Genomic DNA, 17691 nt, shown 5'->3' on the forward strand with positions numbered 1-17691 from the left:
AAAGTAAGATAACAAAAAATCTGAGCCAGAATGAGGTTCATTCTGACCCAGATTTGATTTTGCACAACTCATCAGTCCTTATTGACAAAGAGCCATTATTTCACTGCGTCTTTAAGAGCTTTACCTGGTTTGAATGCAGGTACTTTGCTAGCAGGGATCTTGATTTCTTCACCAGTTTGTGGGTTGCGTCCTTTGCGTTCTGCACGAGAACGAACTTCAAAGTTACCAAAGCCGATCAATTGAACTTTTTCACCGTTAGCTAAAGCGTCTTGAATTGTTGAGAATACAGCGTCTACTGCTGCAGTTGCATCTTTCTTAGTTAAGTCAGTAGCTGCTGCAACTTTTTCGATTAATTCTGCTTTATTTGCCATGGATGGTTTCACCTCCTGATATTTTTTTTGATGTCATGCATCAACAAAAATCTTGAGTGGTCCAAGGTTTTTGTCAAATATTGATTACCATCAATATTCTGATATAACGTTATCATAAGAACCTTGTAATATCAAGGATTTTAACGTTTTTAGGGGGTTTTTTTTTGGTTTTTTCCCATTTTGCTAGAAAAGGACAGATTTCTTTGTAAAAAGAAACAAAGTATGATAAAATCTCTATTTTCTTCTGCGTGGAATGATCCGAATCGGCGTTCCTTCAAAAGTGAATGCCTTGCGGATTTGATTTTCTAAGAAACGCGCATAAGAGAAATGCATCAGTTCTTCTTCGTTGACAAAAATAACAAAAGTTGGCGGTTTGACAGCCACTTGCGTCGCATAAAAAATCTTCAAACGTTTGCCTTTGTCTGTTGGTGTTGGGTTGATCGCCACCGCATCCATAATGACGTCATTCAACAACGCAGATGGAATACGCATGTTTTGATTCATGCTGACTTCTTCGATCAATTGTGGCAACTTGTTCAAGCGCTGTTTCGTCACTGCGGAAACGAAAATGATTGGTGCATAATCCAAATATTGGAACTCATCTCTGATCTCTTCTTCAAAATCACGCATCGTATTCGTTTCTTTTTTCAATGTATCCCATTTATTGACGACGATAATGATCCCACGGCCTGCCTCATGGGCATACCCTGCGATTCGTTTGTCTTGCTCGCGAATCCCTTCTTCGGCGTTCAAGACCATCAAGACGACGTCTGAGCGTTCAATGGCCCGCATTGCCCGCATGACACTGTATTTTTCAGTAGATTCGTAGACCTTCCCTTTTTTACGCATGCCGGCGGTATCGATCATGGTAAATTCTTGACCGCTTTCGCTAGTAAAATGGGTATCGATCGCATCACGAGTCGTTCCTTCGATATCTGAAACGATCACTCGCTCTTCTCCAAGAATCGCATTGATCAAAGAGGATTTCCCGACGTTTGGTCGACCGATCAAACTAAACTTGATGATGGAATCGTCTTCTTCTTCCGCTTCATTGGTGAAGTGTTTGACTGCTTCATCAAGAACATCACCGATCCCTAATCCATGACTTCCTGAGATCGGGTATGGATCGCCCAGACCTAAACCATAGAATTCATAGATATCGTTACGCATCTCGGGATTATCAACTTTGTTGACCGCTAAAATCACGGGTTTGTTGCTTTTGTATAACAAACGAGCCACAAGCTCGTCCGCATCTGTTACTCCTTCACGAGCACTCGTAATAAAAACAATGACATCTGCTTCATCGATGGCGATTTCTGCTTGATGCTTGATTTGATCCATAAACGGCTCATCACTTAAATCGATCCCACCTGTATCGATTACGCTAAACTCACGGCCTAGCCATTCACCAGTGGCATAAATACGATCTCTGGTCACTCCTGGAGTATCCTCAACGATCGAAATTCGTTCTCCAGCTATCCGGTTGAAAATGGTCGATTTCCCCACATTCGGACGTCCAACGATCGCTATTGTTGGATTTGACATTTTTTACCCTCCATTTAAAAAAGCAGTCCTTGTACGCTGCTTCTTGTATTCAATCTTACTTAGTTTACCTAAAGCCATGGAAAGTTGCAAGCTTTCCCAGCAAACAAAAAATCAGCTTATAACAAATTCAAACATCGAATCGTTATAAGCTGATGGCATACAATTACTCTTCGTCGCTGTCTTTTAAGGCATCGCCTAAGATATCACCCATGGTAAACCCGGTTGATTCTTCTGGCAATTGATAATCATCCTCTGAAACTTCTTGTGTTTCATTGGTGTTTTCGGCTTTTTCTAATGCTTTGATACTTAATGCAATTCGATGTTCTGAAGGGTTCACTTCGAGCACTTTCACTTGCACTTCATCGCCTTCTTGTAAGACTTCATGTGGTGTCGCAATGTGTTTATGGGAGATTTGTGAAATATGGATCAGCCCTTCAACACCTGGGAAGACTTCCACAAACGCACCGAAGCTTGTCAAACGTTTAACAGTCCCAGTTAAGACACTGCCAACAGCCGCTTGTTCTTCGATATTGGTCCAAGGTCCAGGCAATGTGTCTTTGATTGAAAGAGACACACGTTCTTTGTCTGCATCAACAGATAAGATACGGACGTTGACGGTATCGCCAACAGACAAAACGTCACTCGGTTTGCCCACATGCCCATGCGAAATTTCAGAGACATGGACAAGTCCATCGATGCCGCCTAGGTCTACGAAGGCACCAAAATCAGTCAAACGAGCTACTTTTCCTTCTACTTCTTGTCCTTCATATAAATCAGCTAATAACGCTTCTTTTTGTTTTGCTTTTTCTGCTTCAACAACAGCTTTATGAGAAAGGATCAAGCGGTTTTCAGAAGGCTCGATCTCAACGATTTTAAAGGTCAATGTTTTCCCTTTGTAATCTTCAAAATCCGCAACAAAATGATCTTCGACCATTGATGCCGGAACAAAACCACGAACACCTACATCAACCACTAACCCGCCTTTAACGACGTTGGTGACTGGTGCTTCGATGATTTTTCCTTCTTGGAAATCTTTTTCGATATCTTCCCAAACTTTTTTCGCATCTAAGCGACGTTTAGAAAGGAGATAGCTGCCATTTTCTTTGTCTTTCCCAATTGCTGAAATCACAACTAATTCTAAGACATCCCCTACTTTGACTGCTTCGTTGATGTCTTCAACAGGTAAAGTCGATAATTCTTTTGCAGGAACAACGCCTTCGACACCGGCGCCTTCGATCCCTACGATCGCTTGTTTATCCTCAATGGCCAATACCTCGCCTTTAACGATATCTCCAACTTTTACTTCTTGGAAATTGTCTAAAGCGGCTTCCATTGATTCATTTCCACTCTCAACCTGATTATTTTCAAATTCTGTCATCTCTCATGTCCTCCTAACCAACAATTCTGCAATAATTGCACTACATCTTTTAGTTTAAAATAGAATGAAAAAAAAATAAAGCGATTTCTCTTATTTTCCTAAAAAACTACGGTTTTTTCGTTGAAAAAGTCTTTTCACGTCTGTTTTCTTGCTTGCTTTCATCTTTTTCGTAGGAAAAATAAAAAAACAATGGGGAACACCCATTGTTTTCGCTAGTCGATCTTTTCTTGGATCGTTTTTTTGATCGCTTCTACGACTTGCTCGATTGTTAAACCGGAGGTGTCAATTCGAACGGCATCTGTTGCTTGTTTCAAAGGGGAGACTTCCCGATGAGAATCCAAGTAATCTCTTTGCTGAATCTCTTCTTTTAAAGTTTCATAATCGGTACCGATCCCTTTTTGCTGATTTTCTTTGAAACGGCGCTGCGCCCGTTCTTCCACACTTGCTACCAGAAAAATCTTGACTTCTGCTTGTGGTAAAACCGCCGTACCAATATCGCGGCCATCCATCACGACACCGCCATCTTTAGCGATCATCTGCTGTTGTTGGACGAGTTTTTCGCGGATCGCAGGGTATGCCGATACCTTCGAAACTGCGTTGGTTACTTCTGGCTGACGGATCGCTTCTGTGACTTGCTCTCCTCCTGCAAAGACCTCTTGACCGTGTTCAGTCGGTTCAAAAGTGATGGGGTATTGATCGATCAAAGCAGCGATCGCCGCTTCATCCTCTAATGAACAGCCGCTTTTTAAGGCCAAATACGTGATGCTGCGGTACATGGCCCCGGTATCTGTATAAATAAACCCTAAATCATTGGCGATGATTTTTGCCACGGTACTTTTCCCAGATGACGCCGGACCATCAATAGCGATGTTGATTTTTTTCATTTTTCTTACTCCTCGTTTCCCAACGATGTGTATTCTTCATCGTTTCTGCTTATCGTTCACCTTGGCTTCTTCCTACCAAGAAAAAAAACCGCCAAAGCGGTTTTTTATTTAATTCGTAATGTGTCGCCAGGGTATAGCATGTAGTTGTTTGGATCAATCCCATTTAATTGATATAGGGTTTCAACTGAGATGCCTGTACGGGCTGCCACTTGTTCAGGACCTTCACCTGCTTGCACCGTCGTGTATTCCTCGGTACCAGTCGCTCCTTGCCCTTGATTATTTTGCGTAGTGTCTTGCCCTGCATTGTTTTCCTGTTGAGCCGGCTCACTACTACTTGATGGCGTTGTTGAAGCTGGTGCAGAACTGCTACTGCTTGATGAAGAACTTGATTCACTTGTTGACGAACTCGTTTCACTTGTCGATTCAGCAGTTGATGATTCCGTTGTTGATGACTCAGTTGTCGAAGATTCTGTCGTACTTTCTACTGTACTGCTCGAACTTGCTGCGGTCGGGGCATCACTGTTATGATTCAACACCCAAATACCGGCACCAACCGGAATTGCCACGATCAAGAAAAGCAAAACTAAAACGATCGTCAAAAAGAGTGAATTCCCACGCTTTTGTTTTCTTTGTTGGGATCTTGATGCAGAATCATCGTATTCTGTATCATAGATTGGTTGTTCCCACGGTTCTTGATTTTCTGAATTGTAGTCATTGTCTTTCTTGCTCACTCGTATTCCCTCCTAGTTTCCTTCCGATGTATTATACCATAGGTAAATAAAAACTGTCCTGCAAAATACGATTCAATTTATATCTTTAAAAATTTTTATTAAACGTTCTTGCCAATGAAGGATGACTTTTTTTTCTAAAAGCTCTTCTTCCGCTGCCAATTCGATCCCGTCATTGTCGCAACAATAAGGATTTGCTGGTGCTTCTTCCCCAAAGTGCGCCAATAAAAACTGGCGACGACAGCCGGTAAAATGAATATAAGCCAACATTTTTTGTAATTGTTCTTGCTTTTGCTGTTCGTTTTGTTTTAGCGTTTCCAGCCAAAACGCAGCCCCCAACTCCTTCATCTTCAGCTGCCATTTTTCTTGCAGCGGTGTCAAAGGTCCTTTCATCTTTTCCTGATCCATTCGTTCTAAAGCACGGCGTTCTTCTTTGTTTTCTCGCTGAAAGAAGTAGTGAATCTGCTCATCGTGTTCCTGATAAAGCAAGATCGCACTGCTTTGTTTGCCATCGCGGCCTGCTCGACCGATTTCCTGACTGTAGTTTTCCAGCGAATCAGGCAAGTCATAATGGATCACAAAACGAATATCTTCTTTATTGATCCCCATCCCAAACGCATTGGTTGCGACGAGCAATTTTAGTTTATTCTGAGAAAACTGCTGCTGCAACGTTTTTCTTTGATCGCTCGCTAGACCACCATGATAATAGCCTACCGAATAGCGCTGACGCAGTTTGTTATAGACTTCTTCGACTTTGCTTCTTGTGGAACAATAGATGATCCCAGCCCCGCCTAAGCGGCTGAGATAGTCTGCCAATGCCGCATCTTTGTCTGACGTTTTCTCTACGAACAAGCCGATATTGCTGCGGTTCATCGAATAACGGTAGACATTGGCGTTCTTTGCTAACAACACTTGCCGAATATCTGCTTCGACTTGCGCCGTGGCAGTAGCCGTCAATGCTAATGTGACGGGTGCCTTCAACCGTTTTTTTACTTCACCAAGCTGCAAGTACTCTGGTCGAAAATCAATGCCCCATTGGGAAACACAATGAGCTTCATCCACCAAGAGCATAGCGATCTTAGCTCGTTCGAGTTGTTGCAAAATGGCTTCTTGCACGATCATTTCTGGACTTAAAAACAAAAATTTGTACTGCGATAAATGCTGCATCACATAGTGACGATCGGCAAGGTCCAGTTGACTATTAAACGCAATCGCGCGTTTTTCCCCTTGCTTTTGTAGGCCATAGACTTGATCTTCCATTAAAGAAACAAGCGGTGAGATAATGATTACGATGCCATCTATGAGGTACCCTGGCAGCTGATAACAGAGACTTTTGCCATTCCCGGTAGGCAAAATCGCTAACGTATCTTGCTGCGCTAAAACACTTTCGATGACTTCTTTTTGTCCTTGACGAAATGTTTTGAAGCCAAAGTACTGATTCAGTGCGTTTTCTAACATCGAATCCCCCGTTTCTGAGCAATCTGTAACAAACGGATCGTCAAAAAATCAGTCGTAAGAAGCTCCTGTAATTCTTGATAGCTGTTTTTCCAAGAAGTTTCTGGCAGCTTATTCAGCAATAATGTATCAAAGCGCTGATACGGAAATGTCGGATCAAGCAGTGCCCACTCAATCAAATGATCATTAACGGTTCCTCGTTTGATCCTTCTTTTTTCCATGATCTGCTCAACAGAAGCTCCTTGCAAGAACAATGCACGACTTTCCAGCATACTTTGATTCAGATTCCTATTTAGAAAAGGCGACAATCCTTGAAACAGAACCATCTGAGACTCTTTTTCAACCAAGGCTAAAAATTGATGGATCGCAGCTCCTACATAAAGATTGTCCCAAGGCTTACCTTGTACAGATTCTGGCAAAAGTTGGAAAAACGCCTGCCCCAGAAGATCAGGACCAGATAAGGTACCCGCTAAAAAATCTGCGACTTCTGCGGGAAGTTGGGCAAAAACTGCCGAAAGTTCTCGATGAGTGATCTTTTTGATTTCAGGGTATTGATGGATCAGTCGACGCACAGGTTCTGTATATAAAGGCGTGTTCTCAACAGGAATATACTGATTCGTCACCTCTTGATATGCAGCTGCTTGAACCAGCAGTCGGACAAAACGCCACGCCTCCTCCGTCGTTCGTCCATACCGAAAATAATCCGTATGATGCAACAACATTTCTCTTGACTGTTCATAATTTGCAGCGGTCCTTTTGAGCAGCAGACCATCTGAATCTCGACTTAGCATCCCTTGTTGGATCAAGTCAGCGATCGTCTGTTGATACTCCCTCTCATTCAACTGTGGCAACGCTTGAAAAAGACCTAATCGATCATAAAAAAAGGCATAACTCAAGACAGAGCTAGTGCGCTTACCAATGAGAATTTGATAAAGTGTCGATGGACGCAACTTGTCAGTATCAGAAAACAGCGCTAAAATAAAAGAATCCATATCTTCCTCCCAGAAAGGACTAAAAAATGTCACAACGCTGTAAAATTGTTCCTGAGCGCTGCATTGCTTGTGGACTATGTGCGATCTATGCTCCCGAGATCTTCGATTATGATGAAGATGGGATCGTTTTATTTGCCCAAGAACCGAGTGCACGGCAACAGTTTATCATAGAAGAACAACAAGAAAAAGTCAAAACTGCTTATCGCAAATGCCCCACCAGAGCGATCCTTATAGAAAAATAAAAAAGTCGACCTGCCATTAACAGACCTTTCGTCTGCCACAGCAAGTCGGCTCATTTTTTATTTTCCTATAGCAGAATGATGGGGCTGCTTACGAGCCAACCATGGGAGCAGTTTGGCATGTAGTGCTAAAAAGACGGCACTGACGATCGCTCCTTTAACCAAATTGAAGGGTAAAATCCCGATCGCCACATATTGCGGCAAAGACATCCCTAAAAATTGATCGGCTGTGACCCCGAAAAAGCGTAGATAAAGCGGTGTGATCACAAATAGGTTCGCCACACTCATAAAAATCGTTACCGACAAGATACCGCTGATGACACCAACCATTTTGTTTTTGGTGTGGATACCTTTGCGGAAAAAGTAGTACATTGGCAAAGTAAAGGCACATGATGCTAAAAAGCTTGCCGTATCTCCCACCATATCAGCAGGTGAAAAACCAGATAAGAACAAATGCAGGACCGAACGAATGAAGGCAGTCACTACCCCACTCCAAGGACCAAATAAAAACATCATGATCATCACGGGAATATCACTAAAATCGATCTTTAAAAAGCTGAATGCCGGAAAAATTGGAAAAGCGATAAATTGCAAAATTGTTCCCATAGCAGCACACATGGCGATCGTCACCATTTTTCTTGTTTTGTTGTTCATCAGTATAAATCCTCCTAAGTTCAGGATTCCTCTTCAAACGAACCTATTAAATTTCCTCGGCTTTCTTGTCGGCGCCAGACAAAAAATGCCCTCTTTTTTCCACAGGGAAAAAAGAGGGCATTCGAAATAGCCATAAGCAAATCAAATACGCTCTATCTTCTTTATCCAGACTGTACTGTCGGTATCGGAATTTCACCGATTCAGCTATTTCCGAAGAAATAGGTCGTGGACTATAACCACCGGTCGGGAATTGCACCCTGCCCCTGAAGACGAACCTTTATTCTATTTATTACATGTTCTATTATACACAAAATCTAAAAATTAACAATAGTTACGTTTTCAGATACTTTTCAACTATTTTGCACTGTTTTTCAGCTGGCTGACTTCTTTCTTCGACAACTCTCGGTATTCCCCTGGACGAAGACCTTTTAAATCTAACGGACCATAGTTTTCCCGTTTTAGTTTTTGCACAGGCAAACCAACTGCTTTTAGCATGTTTTTGACTTGATGATTGCGACCTTCGTGGATCGTCAATTGCACAATACTAGATTGTGCCGTTTGGTCTGTCGATAAGATTTCAAAGCGAGCAGGCGCGGTCTTACGCCCTTCGATCCGAATTCCTTTTGTCAATGGGAGCAGTTGCTTTTTATCCGCAATGCCTTTGACCTTGGCAACATACACTTTTTCGACTTCGTGTTTTGGATGCATCAGTGTCTGTGATAATTCCCCATCATTTGTCAGTAGCAGCAAACCGGAGGTATCATAGTCCAAGCGGCCGACTGGATACACCCGTTCAGGGACTTCAGCAAAATAATCCAAAACGACTTTGCGTTTTTTATCATCTGTTACAGCTGAGATCACGCCACGAGGTTTATAGAACAGATAATAGACATGTTGTTCTTGTTCGATCGGAACGCCGTCCACTTCAACGACGTCTTTTGAACCGACTTGGACCCCTAATTCTTTGATTACTTGTCCATTGACTCGCACACGTCCTTCGGTTATCAATCCTTCAGCTTTTCTTCTTGAGGTGATGCCGGCATGGGCAATCACTTTTTGCAAACGTTCCATCTTCATTCTCCTTCTGTTTCTGCTTGTTTGTAGCGGTCGTAAAAAAGATCAAACGGTGCATCTTCTTCAAGTTCATCTTCCATTGATTGGATGTCAGGCAATTCAGCCAAACTTTTTAAGCCAAAATAATCCATAAAGTATTCCGTCGTACCGTATAGGATCGCTCGTCCTGGTCCGTCCACGCGTCCCTTTTCTTCAATCAGCCGCTTTGCCACCAGTTTTTGGACCGAACCGCTGGATTGAACGCCGCGAATCTCTTCTACTTCCATCCGAGTGATCGGTTGCTTATAAGCAATGATCGACAAAGTTTCCAAAGCGGCTTGCGACAATGAACTCCCCATCGGTGATTCGGCGTATTTCTTCAATAAAGGGGCAAATTGCTTTTTAGTGGTTAAAATAAAATGATTGCCAACTTCTAGAATATGCAACGCGGTATGTTCATTTTCTTCATATTGCTGATTTAGTTCCTGCAAATGCTGATAGACACTGGCAGTATTACTTTTGACTAAATAACTCAGTTCTTCAAGTCCGATCCCCTCATCACCGACGACGAATAAGATCGCTTCTAATTCACTATATTTACTCATCTTCTTTACCTGTTGGGTAGAGCAGAATCGACGCATAATTGTCTGATTGCTCTACTCGAATCGTTCCTTTTTTCATTAATTCTAACAGTGCCATAAAGGTTACCACAACTTCTGTTTTATTGTAAGAAGTAAAAAACGAATCAAAGCTGCGGCCTTTTTTAGCACTCACATGTTGCATCTCCAACTGAATCGCCGCCATCTTTTCATCGATGGTGCTTTCATCAGGAGAAATCTTGGTTTCTAGTACTTGGCGATTTTTCTTTTTCTCGATCATTTTTTGAAAAGCCAAAAAGAGATCGATCGTGTTGAATTGATTGGCTCTTAATTGATCTTCTTCCTCTTTGTATTCATCGACATCCATCGGATCTTTCGTGTAATACAAACTGCGCTCTTCCGCTTTTTCTGAAAGCTGTTCGGCTGCGTACTTAAATTTTCGGTATTCTAGCAGTTGTGCCACCAGCATATCCCGCGGATCTTCTTCGTACTCTTCGACTTCAGCAATCAACTCTTGTTTAGGCAACAGCATCTGGCTTTTGATCGCCATCAAAGTCGCCGCCATGACTAAATACTCTCCAGCGACTTCTAATTCTAAAATTTTCATGGCATGGATGTACTGCATGTATTGTTCGGTGATGGTAGCAACTGGAATATCATAAACATCGATCTCCAGTTTTTTGATCAAATGAAGCAGCAAATCCAACGGTCCTTCAAAGACAGCTAATTTTATTTTGATTTCTTCCATTCCATCCTCGATTTCTAGGCGCGCGGAAAGTGCTGCTTGTACACTTCCGTCATCCGTTTCTTCGTTATATGCGTGTAAATCTGAGTGGTCGAGATGTCTGCGTGCCCTAGCAACTCTTGAACCGTTCGTAGATCTGCCCCGTTTTCTAATAGATGGGTCGCAAAACTATGGCGCAGCGTATGGGGAGTCACATTCTTGGTGATCCCAGCTTGTCGAACCAAGGCTTTTAAATTTTTCCAGATCCCTTGACGAGACAGTTGCGTACCATGGTTGTTTACAAACAGATGGCTTTCATCCGGCGTTTTTCTCGTCAAATACGGACGCGCATCGCTGAGATAGGTTTCGATCCATTGAATCGCTAAGTCCCCTAATGGAACGATCCGTTCTTTGTCGCCTTTTCCGGTTGTTTGCAACAATCCCATACTTAAATGCAGATCGTTTAATTTTAACCCGATCAACTCACTGACGCGCAAGCCCGTCGCATACATAACTTCCAAAATCGCTCGGTCACGGATGCCCAAAACTGCTCGCGTATCCGGTGTTTCGATCAACCGCTCCACTTCTTGTAAACTCAAGGTATCAGGCAGCTTCTGCTGTTTTTTTGGTGAATCAATATGCTGCATTGGATCATGATCGGTAAACCGTTCTTGACGCAAAAATTGATGGAACCTTCGCAAACTGGAAACCATCCGAATCACGGTTGCCGAGGATTTTCCCGCTTCTTGCAGACTTTGCAAAAAAGACAAAACGATCACTCGGTCGATCTGCTGCCACTGAGTGACTTGTTTTTTTTGTAAAAACGCAAGATACTGTTGCAGATCTCGCTGGTAGCTGGCACGGGTATTTTGGGATAGCCCGCGCTCAATGGTCAAATAATGAAGATAATCAATGATTTGTTCGTTCATGGGCTTCCTCTACTTTCAGCTTTTTTATCATATCAAATTCTGGCTCGTTAAGATAGTAGCTTGCCAATAAAAAAGAGGCATCTACCCGTATCTTTTGCCCAAGGAAACACCCGAATCATAGCAGATTTTTCGGTTTCTTTCAAATCGGAAAAAAGAGCACTCTTCCTATTGGAAACCATCTGACTATCATTCGGGTGATAACAAACGTTTATTTAAGATCGCCAAAGTACAATCACTCGGCTTTGCTTTGGCACTTTTGACAGACACCATGAAAGGTCAACCGATGATCCTTTACTAAAAAATGGTACTTTTGTTCAACGATCTCTTCGACACTGCCCAGCAGATCCTCTTCGACTTCTTCAATATTGCCGCATTCCAAACACAACAAGTGATGATGAAAGTGTTTGGCACCTTCTTTACGTAGATCATAGCGAGCGACACCGTCATTAAAGCTGACTTTATCGACAATTTTCAGATCCGTTAAGATCTCCAATGTTCGATAGACGGTTGCCAAGCCAATCTCAGAATTTTTTTTTCGCACAAAAAAGAAAATCTCTTCTGCGGATAAATGGTCTTTCTCATTTTCTAATAAGACCAACAACGTCGCTTCTCGCTGAGGAGTTAATTTAAACCCCGACTCGTGCAATTGTTTCTTGGTCTTTTTTAACGCTGCTGTTGTGTTCATAGTTGCCTCCGTATGCCGTTAATTTATAACGATTCTAATCTGAGTGAAAATCACTCAAGACAAACATTGTAATCATTATAAATTAGAACGATAAAAGAAACAAGTATTCTCAATTAGGTTTTTTGATAAGAATCGTAAAGCCGTCTTTTTGCTCAATCAAACGCTGTTTCATCAAGGTTCCTAATGCCCGTTTAAATTGGCCTTTACTAATACCAAATGTTTGCAAAATCTCTTCTGGGGCTGATTTGTCGGTGAAAGGAATTTTGTTCTCAGGTGCTCGTTCTAAAAAGGTTAGAACCATGGCGGCATCATTTGAGATCGCCTCGTGGGCTCTTGGTTTCAATGAAAGGTTCAAGACACCATCTGGACGAATCCCAATCACTCGCCCTTTGACCACTTCCCCAAGGCGCGGCTCTTGATACCGTTCTGATGGATGGACGAAGCCAATATAAAAATCATCCGTCAGCAAGTAAGTACCCGCTAACTTCAAACGGTACACGCTACCTGTAACATCTTGATTCTTCATTTGCTCCGTACCATTTTTGCTCAATGCCTTAAAAATTTTCTCATCTGCTAATGAAGCCCAAATACGCTCTTTGTCATCGACCCGCAAGCTGACCATCAAACGGTCGCCTTTTTTGGGCCAAAGTTCCCGCATTGTTGGCAATTCATCTAATGAAACCACCATATCTTTGTCTTTCAAACCGATATCGACGAAAACGCCTAAGTCGCGACGGCTTCCTGTGACTGTACCAAAGGCATAATGCCCTTTGCGGCTTTTCGGAATATTCGTAGTGAGCACATTTTCTTGCTTTTGATTTTGATAGCCAAACCCTTCGACGGCTTCACCTAAATGATGTTCGCCTTCTTCCTTGGCTAGTCGGAAGGTAACCCCGCCTTTTTGAACAAAATAATTCTGTTCGTTTTCATCAATGATCAATCCGCTGAATACGGATGCTAATAAGTCTTTCATCTATTCTCTCCTTTTTCTTTAAAACTGCTCGTTCCTATAAAAAGAAACGCAACAGCGCCATAGCAATAACGCCTGTGATAACGATTTTCATCAAATCTTTGGTATAATACCCCACCAATAATGCCGGGATACAGGCAATGGTTTCTTTAACTTTCAAAATGGGGAATTGGCCTTCACGAAAGGTCAGTAAATTTTGCACCAACAATGCCGCCAAAATACACAACGGTAAATAACTCAAAAAAACGGTGAAAGTTTCCGGGAAGACGAGCTTCTTAGAAAATAAAAAAGGAACGATCCGCGGAAGCCAAGTAACCAATCCACATACTAGCATCAGTATAACAAAATTAGTCATGGTGTGTCACCGTCCCAACCAAACATCCTGCCAGTGTCGCCGCAATTACCGCAATCTCTGCGGTCGAAAAACGCATAAATAAAATCAAGGTCCCCACAACTGTCCCTAGTATCAAGAGCGTTTGCTGGGTTTTCTTCTTAAGCGGTCGCTCTACTTGAAATAAAAAAAGACCAACAAACATAGCTACTAAGGCAAAATCTAAGCCTAACGCTTCTGGATCTGGAATAAAGGAACCCAATAAACCACCCAAAAACGTCGCAAAAATCCAACTCAAATAAGCCATTACGTTCAACCCGTGGGTCCATTTTGCTGTGACTGGTTTGTCTTGTTGCAATGCCGTCGTCAAAACGCCATAGGACTCATCAGTCAAAAGTGTCCCGATACCAATGGCAGAAAGCAACGGTGTCTTTTTAAAATAGGAAGCTACTGACAAACTCATTAAAAAGTGTCGTAAATTCACTAAAAAAACTGTTGCGACGATTGTCATGAAAGGTGCTTGAATCGCTAGTAAGGCGCAAATGATAAATTGAGCACTGCCAGCATAAACAATAATAGACATTAAAATAATTTCTAGAATAGACAACCCAACGCCTTTTCCCACAACCCCCATTGCAAAACCAATGCCCAGGTACCCAAGAATCGTTGGTACACAAGCAATGACCCCGTCTTCAAACCGATCATATCTCTCAATTTTCTGCACAAAAACCCCTCCTTGTTTGAACGATTATCTCTCATCATATCGAAAACAAGGAGGGGAAACAAGTATTTTTCACATGTGCATGTAATAACTCTGAAAATTTTCTAGTGTCTCAGGAGACTTAGCGAACGGTGTGATCGTTCCCATTGCCTCTGAAATAGCCAGTTTTGGCGTTTACCGTAAATAAGTATAGCGGGAACGCTGAATCATCCGTTCCTTTAAGCAAGCTGCCTTGGGCATTTGTCGCATAAAAATTGTAATAGCCTTCACCATTGACGATTCGTACACGTTCAAAAGTATAGCCGCCTTCTACCACATAACCGCGAGCAATCGCTGTGGCGATGATTTTTTCTTGGACACCATCTGCCCACACCCAGGCGCTATTGTTTACATCATTCAAATCACTTTGGCGGGCTGGAATAATTGGCTGATTGTTGGTATTTGTTGGTGTATCCGGCGAAAGCACATACTCTTCTTCAGAAGTACTTTGCGCGGGCGTCGCAGCGCTTGTAGATCCGCTGCTCGAAGCGGAAGCGTTGTTCTCGGAAGCCGCCGCTTGTGCTGCTTCTTGGGCAGCTTGTTGTTGCGCCGCTGCTTGTTGGGTAGCTGTTTCACGCTTCGTCAAGGCAGTATCGACTTTACGTAGTTCCGTCGTAAGACTTTCAACCAGTGAATCGATTGGCAAAGCTTGGATTTTTTTCATCAAGGCATTGTAGTTCTCACGAGTGACACTCGCCGGTGCTTCACCGTCACCACTTAAAGCCACCATGCTCTTCACTGCATTTTGAACTTCCTCGATCGCGCTGAACTCTTTTTGTCCCATGTCGATGGCTTGATTGATCAACTCATCAAAGGCATCCCCATTCTCACGCTTCGCCATTGTGACAGCAGTCGCTTCTTTCAACGAGACTTCTTCCAACTGATCCTCCACAACTGCAGGACTGCTGAAATAGCTATTGATCTCTGTCAAAGCTGCTAATTTGTCAGCAATTGTCTCTGCTTCTTGTGACAAGATATCGTATCGTTCGTGGTCTTGAAAATCTGCCAACTGATTCGTCACAGCCGTCAGCTGTTCTGCTGTTTTGTCGCTTTTAATGAACACTCGCTCATCATTTGTATAAAAATCATTCAACTCATTTTCGATCTGATCTAACGTACGGTTCTCTTGCGCCTGTTGCGTTTGTCGGGCAGTTTCTTGTTGCTGCTGTTGATAGTAATAAGCCCAACCACCACCCGCTGCCACTAACAAACAAGCCGCTGTAATATAGAGTGCTTTGCGAGGGCTCTTCTTGCTTTCACTGGAAGAAGATGTTTCTTCTTCAGCAGTCGCCTTTTGTGGCGTTTCATCCGCTGCGGTGATTGGTTCAGGAATTGGATCGATGACTGGTTCTGGCTGCTTCTCAGCTTCTTCAATAACTGGCTCCGTCACCACTTCCTCCTCGCTTGACGGCAGAGGTTCCTCGCTGGCTTGCATCTGACTTTCCTCTTCAGCAGAGGAAAGATCAATGGCGGTTTCTTCTGCTTCTAGAGCAGCTGCTGCCTTTGCTTCTTCATCAAGTTTGTGCTGTCGGATATAAGCGGCCAAAATCTCAGAGTCATGCTGTTCATCCGTACTCAGTGCATCGGTCTCATTAACTTCTTCACTGGCTGAAATTGTGTGTTCTTCTGTAGACTCAGAGTTTTCCACTGTTTTTGGTTCTTGTTTAGACTCTGATTCAAGTGTTGTTTTTTGCTCATCAGAAAAAGCCTCTTGCTGTGCAAGGTCGATCGTTTCTTCATTCGAGGATGGCCGATCGCCTAAGTGCTCCTCCATTTTTCCAATCGGAACATTTTTAAAGTCAGACCAGCGAATATCATCGTTTTTGTTTTGTAGCTCTTCTGGCGTAACGGAAGAGTCAGATGATGGTTCCTGTTCATTCTCCTTTGCTTGGTTCCATTGAAACCCGCAATTGGGACAAACGGGTGTTTCTTCTATTGCTTGAAATCCACATTCAGGACATGTCTTCTTCATTGATTCAAACTGACTCCTTTTGTTTTTTGCATTTCCTTCTATGAAGCAGTACCCTACCAGATCAAACGCTTGATGCGCCCACTGCTTCCTATTTCAAAGACCGACAAATAATGGGTCTTTTTTCGCATTTCTTTTTTATTACTCAATTGTGCAGATGCACAAAATTAAATTTATCACATTCTAGGCAATTAGCCAACACTTGCTTGGTTACGTTTTTATTAAGTTCTTTACTTATCCTATGGAGAGATGACAAAACCTGAACAAAAAAGACTTTCCAAAGGGGGTCTTTGGAAAGTCAATAAACCTTAATTATTCTAAGAAATCTTTCAATTGTTTTGAACGAGATGGGTGGCGTAGTTTCCGTAACGCTTTTGCTTCAATCTGACGAATCCGTTCTCTGGTTACCCCAAAGACTTTGCCGACTTCTTCTAAGGTCCGAGTACGGCCATCATCGATTCCGAAACGCAAGCGTAGCACATTTTCTTCACGGTCAGTTAACGTATCCAATACATCTTCTAATTGCTCTTTCAAAAGCTCATAAGCCGCATGCTCTGCCGGACTTGTAGCATCTTGGTCCTCAATAAAATCACCTAGATGAGAATCATCTTCTTCACCGATTGGTGTTTCTAATGAAACGGGCTCTTGAGCGATCTTCAAGATTTCACGAACTTTTTCCGTTGGCAAATCCATTTCTGCGCCGATTTCTTCTGGTGTCGGTTCGCGTCCTAAGTCTTGCAATAATTGCCGTTGGATACGAATCAATTTGTTGATGGTTTCCACCATATGCACTGGGATCCGAATGGTTCGAGCTTGGTCAGCGATGGCACGAGTGATCGCTTGACGGATCCACCAGGTCGCATAGGTCGAGAATTTAAACCCTTTGCGATAATCAAATTTCTCAACGGCTTTCATCAAGCCCATGTTTCCTTCTTGGATCAAATCAAGAAATTGCATTCCCCGACCCACATAACGTTTGGCGATGCTGACTACCAAACGTAAGTTGGCTTCTGCCAAACGCTGTTTCGCTTCTTGGTCGCCTTCTTCGATTTTCAGAGCGAGAGCCACTTCTTCTTCTGCGGTCAAAAGCGGTACCCGACCGATCTCTTTCAAGTACATCCGCACAGGGTCATTGATTTTCACACCAGTCGGTGCAGACAAATCTTCTTGAGGTTGGGTTTCTTGTCGTTTTTCATTACTCTTTAAACTATGGACTGAAGGCTCTCCATTTTCATCCACGACACTGATGCCGGAATCCTCCAGTTTTTGAATTAGTTTGTCCATTGCATCAGCATCCAAAGTATAAGGCGTTGCTAAACGATTGGTAATGTCATCGTAAACAACTTGCCCCTTTGTTTTGTTTTCTCGGATGTATTCGGCAACTGCTTTGTCATACGTTTTTTTTGTTTCTTCTGCCATGAAAGA

Annotated in this window: 19 protein-coding genes and 1 riboswitch; of the genes, 1 reads left to right on the top strand and 18 read right to left on the bottom strand. The window is 42.7% G+C overall.

What is annotated here, in order from left to right:
• Positions 1-95: 95 nt before the first annotated feature.
• The 7 genes from ACIPK1_RS16570 to ACIPK1_RS16600 all read right to left on the bottom strand — a co-directional run bounded on the left by ACIPK1_RS16570 (position 96) and on the right by ACIPK1_RS16600 (position 7353).
• On the bottom strand, positions 96-371 hold the full coding sequence (locus ACIPK1_RS16570) for an HU family DNA-binding protein (RefSeq protein WP_003126821.1): 276 nt from the start codon (positions 369-371) through the stop codon (positions 96-98).
• Between the two features lie 234 nt (positions 372-605).
• A complete protein-coding gene (der, locus tag ACIPK1_RS16575; protein ID WP_005237082.1) occupies positions 606-1916 on the bottom strand; it encodes a ribosome biogenesis GTPase Der in 1311 nt (436 codons plus the stop codon).
• 163 nt (positions 1917-2079) lie between these two features.
• A complete protein-coding gene (rpsA, locus tag ACIPK1_RS16580; RefSeq protein ID WP_005229333.1) occupies positions 2080-3294 on the bottom strand; it encodes a 30S ribosomal protein S1 in 1215 nt (404 codons plus the stop codon).
• A 212-nt stretch (positions 3295-3506) separates the two neighbouring features.
• A complete protein-coding gene (gene cmk / locus ACIPK1_RS16585) occupies positions 3507-4178 on the bottom strand; it encodes a (d)CMP kinase (protein WP_005237085.1) in 672 nt (223 codons plus the stop codon).
• 104 nt (positions 4179-4282) lie between these two features.
• The gene (locus tag ACIPK1_RS16590) at positions 4283-4909 is read right to left on the bottom strand and encodes an SAG1386/EF1546 family surface-associated protein (protein ID WP_005237087.1); all 627 of its coding nucleotides are present in this window, start codon (positions 4907-4909) and stop codon (positions 4283-4285) included.
• 72 nt (positions 4910-4981) lie between these two features.
• Positions 4982-6364, bottom strand: a complete 1383-nt coding sequence (locus ACIPK1_RS16595) for a RecQ family ATP-dependent DNA helicase (protein ID WP_400451352.1) — start codon at positions 6362-6364, stop codon at positions 4982-4984.
• The gene (locus ACIPK1_RS16600; RefSeq protein WP_400451353.1) at positions 6358-7353 is read right to left on the bottom strand and encodes a helix-turn-helix domain-containing protein; all 996 of its coding nucleotides are present in this window, start codon (positions 7351-7353) and stop codon (positions 6358-6360) included. The genes ACIPK1_RS16595 and ACIPK1_RS16600 overlap by 7 nt, the downstream gene beginning before the upstream one ends.
• A gap of 26 nt (positions 7354-7379) precedes the next feature.
• Between ACIPK1_RS16600 and ACIPK1_RS16605 the strand changes: the two genes are divergently transcribed.
• Positions 7380-7595 carry a ferredoxin gene (locus tag ACIPK1_RS16605; protein WP_005237096.1) on the top strand — a complete coding sequence of 72 codons (216 nt, stop codon included), beginning with the start codon at positions 7380-7382 and terminating at the stop codon, positions 7593-7595.
• Positions 7596-7652: 57 nt separating this feature from the next.
• Here the strand turns inward: ACIPK1_RS16605 and ACIPK1_RS16610 are convergent, their stop codons facing one another.
• From ACIPK1_RS16610 to rpoD, 11 genes are all read right to left on the bottom strand, one after another.
• Positions 7653-8246, bottom strand: a complete 594-nt coding sequence (locus ACIPK1_RS16610; RefSeq protein WP_016613081.1) for an ECF transporter S component — start codon at positions 8244-8246, stop codon at positions 7653-7655.
• A gap of 150 nt (positions 8247-8396) precedes the next feature.
• Positions 8397-8521, bottom strand: a riboswitch (FMN riboswitch).
• Positions 8522-8600: 79 nt separating this feature from the next.
• Complete coding sequence (locus ACIPK1_RS16615; RefSeq protein WP_034872188.1) at positions 8601-9317, bottom strand: pseudouridine synthase; 717 nt, start codon at positions 9315-9317, stop codon at positions 8601-8603.
• Between the two features lie 2 nt (positions 9318-9319).
• Positions 9320-9904, bottom strand: a complete 585-nt coding sequence (gene scpB / locus ACIPK1_RS16620) for an SMC-Scp complex subunit ScpB (protein ID WP_005229316.1) — start codon at positions 9902-9904, stop codon at positions 9320-9322.
• Positions 9897-10646 (bottom strand): segregation/condensation protein A, encoded by a 750-nt coding sequence (locus tag ACIPK1_RS16625; RefSeq protein ID WP_008381030.1) that lies wholly within the window; start codon positions 10644-10646, stop codon positions 9897-9899. The genes scpB and ACIPK1_RS16625 overlap by 8 nt, the downstream gene beginning before the upstream one ends.
• 14 nt (positions 10647-10660) lie before the next feature.
• On the bottom strand, positions 10661-11551 hold the full coding sequence (gene xerD / locus ACIPK1_RS16630) for a site-specific tyrosine recombinase XerD (RefSeq protein ID WP_005237104.1): 891 nt from the start codon (positions 11549-11551) through the stop codon (positions 10661-10663).
• A 232-nt stretch (positions 11552-11783) separates the two neighbouring features.
• A complete protein-coding gene (locus ACIPK1_RS16635; protein WP_005237105.1) occupies positions 11784-12236 on the bottom strand; it encodes a Fur family transcriptional regulator in 453 nt (150 codons plus the stop codon).
• Between the two features lie 109 nt (positions 12237-12345).
• On the bottom strand, positions 12346-13209 hold the full coding sequence (locus ACIPK1_RS16640) for a S1 RNA-binding domain-containing protein (protein ID WP_008381026.1): 864 nt from the start codon (positions 13207-13209) through the stop codon (positions 12346-12348).
• A gap of 34 nt (positions 13210-13243) precedes the next feature.
• Positions 13244-13561, bottom strand: a complete 318-nt coding sequence (locus ACIPK1_RS16645) for an AzlD domain-containing protein (protein WP_061053905.1) — start codon at positions 13559-13561, stop codon at positions 13244-13246.
• Positions 13554-14261: an AzlC family ABC transporter permease gene (locus ACIPK1_RS16650; RefSeq protein WP_008381022.1), complete on the bottom strand. Its 708-nt coding sequence runs from the start codon at positions 14259-14261 to the stop codon at positions 13554-13556. Before ACIPK1_RS16650 ends, ACIPK1_RS16645 begins: the two co-directional genes overlap by 8 nt.
• Before the next feature lie 118 nt (positions 14262-14379).
• The gene (locus ACIPK1_RS16655) at positions 14380-16269 is read right to left on the bottom strand and encodes a cell division site-positioning protein MapZ family protein (protein ID WP_086332197.1); all 1890 of its coding nucleotides are present in this window, start codon (positions 16267-16269) and stop codon (positions 14380-14382) included.
• A 309-nt stretch (positions 16270-16578) separates the two neighbouring features.
• Complete coding sequence (gene rpoD, locus ACIPK1_RS16660; protein WP_005229298.1) at positions 16579-17685, bottom strand: RNA polymerase sigma factor RpoD; 1107 nt, start codon at positions 17683-17685, stop codon at positions 16579-16581.
• Between the last annotated feature and the right edge of the window lie 6 nt (positions 17686-17691).

This window comes from Enterococcus sp. NPDC086594, assembly GCF_044746145.1.
In the GTDB taxonomy this organism is placed as follows: Bacteria; Bacillota; Bacilli; order Lactobacillales; family Enterococcaceae; genus Enterococcus_D; species Enterococcus_D entomosocium.

What these genes read in the sequence shown, in the direction of transcription:
- ACIPK1_RS16570 (WP_003126821.1), bottom strand. Translation starts at nt 371, where the DNA reads ATGGCAAATAAAGCAGAATTAATCGAAAAAGTTGCAGCAGCTACTGAC.
- ACIPK1_RS16635 (WP_005237105.1), bottom strand. Translation starts at nt 12,236, where the DNA reads ATGAACACAACAGCAGCGTTAAAAAAGACCAAGAAACAATTGCACGAG.
- ACIPK1_RS16600 (WP_400451353.1), bottom strand. Translation starts at nt 7,353, where the DNA reads ATGGATTCTTTTATTTTAGCGCTGTTTTCTGATACTGACAAGTTGCGT.
- ACIPK1_RS16595 (WP_400451352.1), bottom strand. Translation starts at nt 6,364, where the DNA reads ATGTTAGAAAACGCACTGAATCAGTACTTTGGCTTCAAAACATTTCGT.
- cmk (WP_005237085.1), bottom strand. Translation starts at nt 4,178, where the DNA reads ATGAAAAAAATCAACATCGCTATTGATGGTCCGGCGTCATCTGGGAAA.
- ACIPK1_RS16615 (WP_034872188.1), bottom strand. Translation starts at nt 9,317, where the DNA reads ATGGAACGTTTGCAAAAAGTGATTGCCCATGCCGGCATCACCTCAAGA.
- ACIPK1_RS16645 (WP_061053905.1), bottom strand. Translation starts at nt 13,561, where the DNA reads ATGACTAATTTTGTTATACTGATGCTAGTATGTGGATTGGTTACTTGG.
- ACIPK1_RS16655 (WP_086332197.1), bottom strand. Translation starts at nt 16,269, where the DNA reads ATGAAGAAGACATGTCCTGAATGTGGATTTCAAGCAATAGAAGAAACA.
- der (WP_005237082.1), bottom strand. Translation starts at nt 1,916, where the DNA reads ATGTCAAATCCAACAATAGCGATCGTTGGACGTCCGAATGTGGGGAAA.
- scpB (WP_005229316.1), bottom strand. Translation starts at nt 9,904, where the DNA reads ATGAGTAAATATAGTGAATTAGAAGCGATCTTATTCGTCGTCGGTGAT.
- xerD (WP_005237104.1), bottom strand. Translation starts at nt 11,551, where the DNA reads ATGAACGAACAAATCATTGATTATCTTCATTATTTGACCATTGAGCGC.
- ACIPK1_RS16625 (WP_008381030.1), bottom strand. Translation starts at nt 10,646, where the DNA reads ATGGAAGAAATCAAAATAAAATTAGCTGTCTTTGAAGGACCGTTGGAT.
- rpsA (WP_005229333.1), bottom strand. Translation starts at nt 3,294, where the DNA reads ATGACAGAATTTGAAAATAATCAGGTTGAGAGTGGAAATGAATCAATG.
- ACIPK1_RS16640 (WP_008381026.1), bottom strand. Translation starts at nt 13,209, where the DNA reads ATGAAAGACTTATTAGCATCCGTATTCAGCGGATTGATCATTGATGAA.
- rpoD (WP_005229298.1), bottom strand. Translation starts at nt 17,685, where the DNA reads ATGGCAGAAGAAACAAAAAAAACGTATGACAAAGCAGTTGCCGAATAC.
- ACIPK1_RS16605 (WP_005237096.1), top strand. Translation starts at nt 7,380, where the DNA reads ATGTCACAACGCTGTAAAATTGTTCCTGAGCGCTGCATTGCTTGTGGA.
- ACIPK1_RS16610 (WP_016613081.1), bottom strand. Translation starts at nt 8,246, where the DNA reads ATGAACAACAAAACAAGAAAAATGGTGACGATCGCCATGTGTGCTGCT.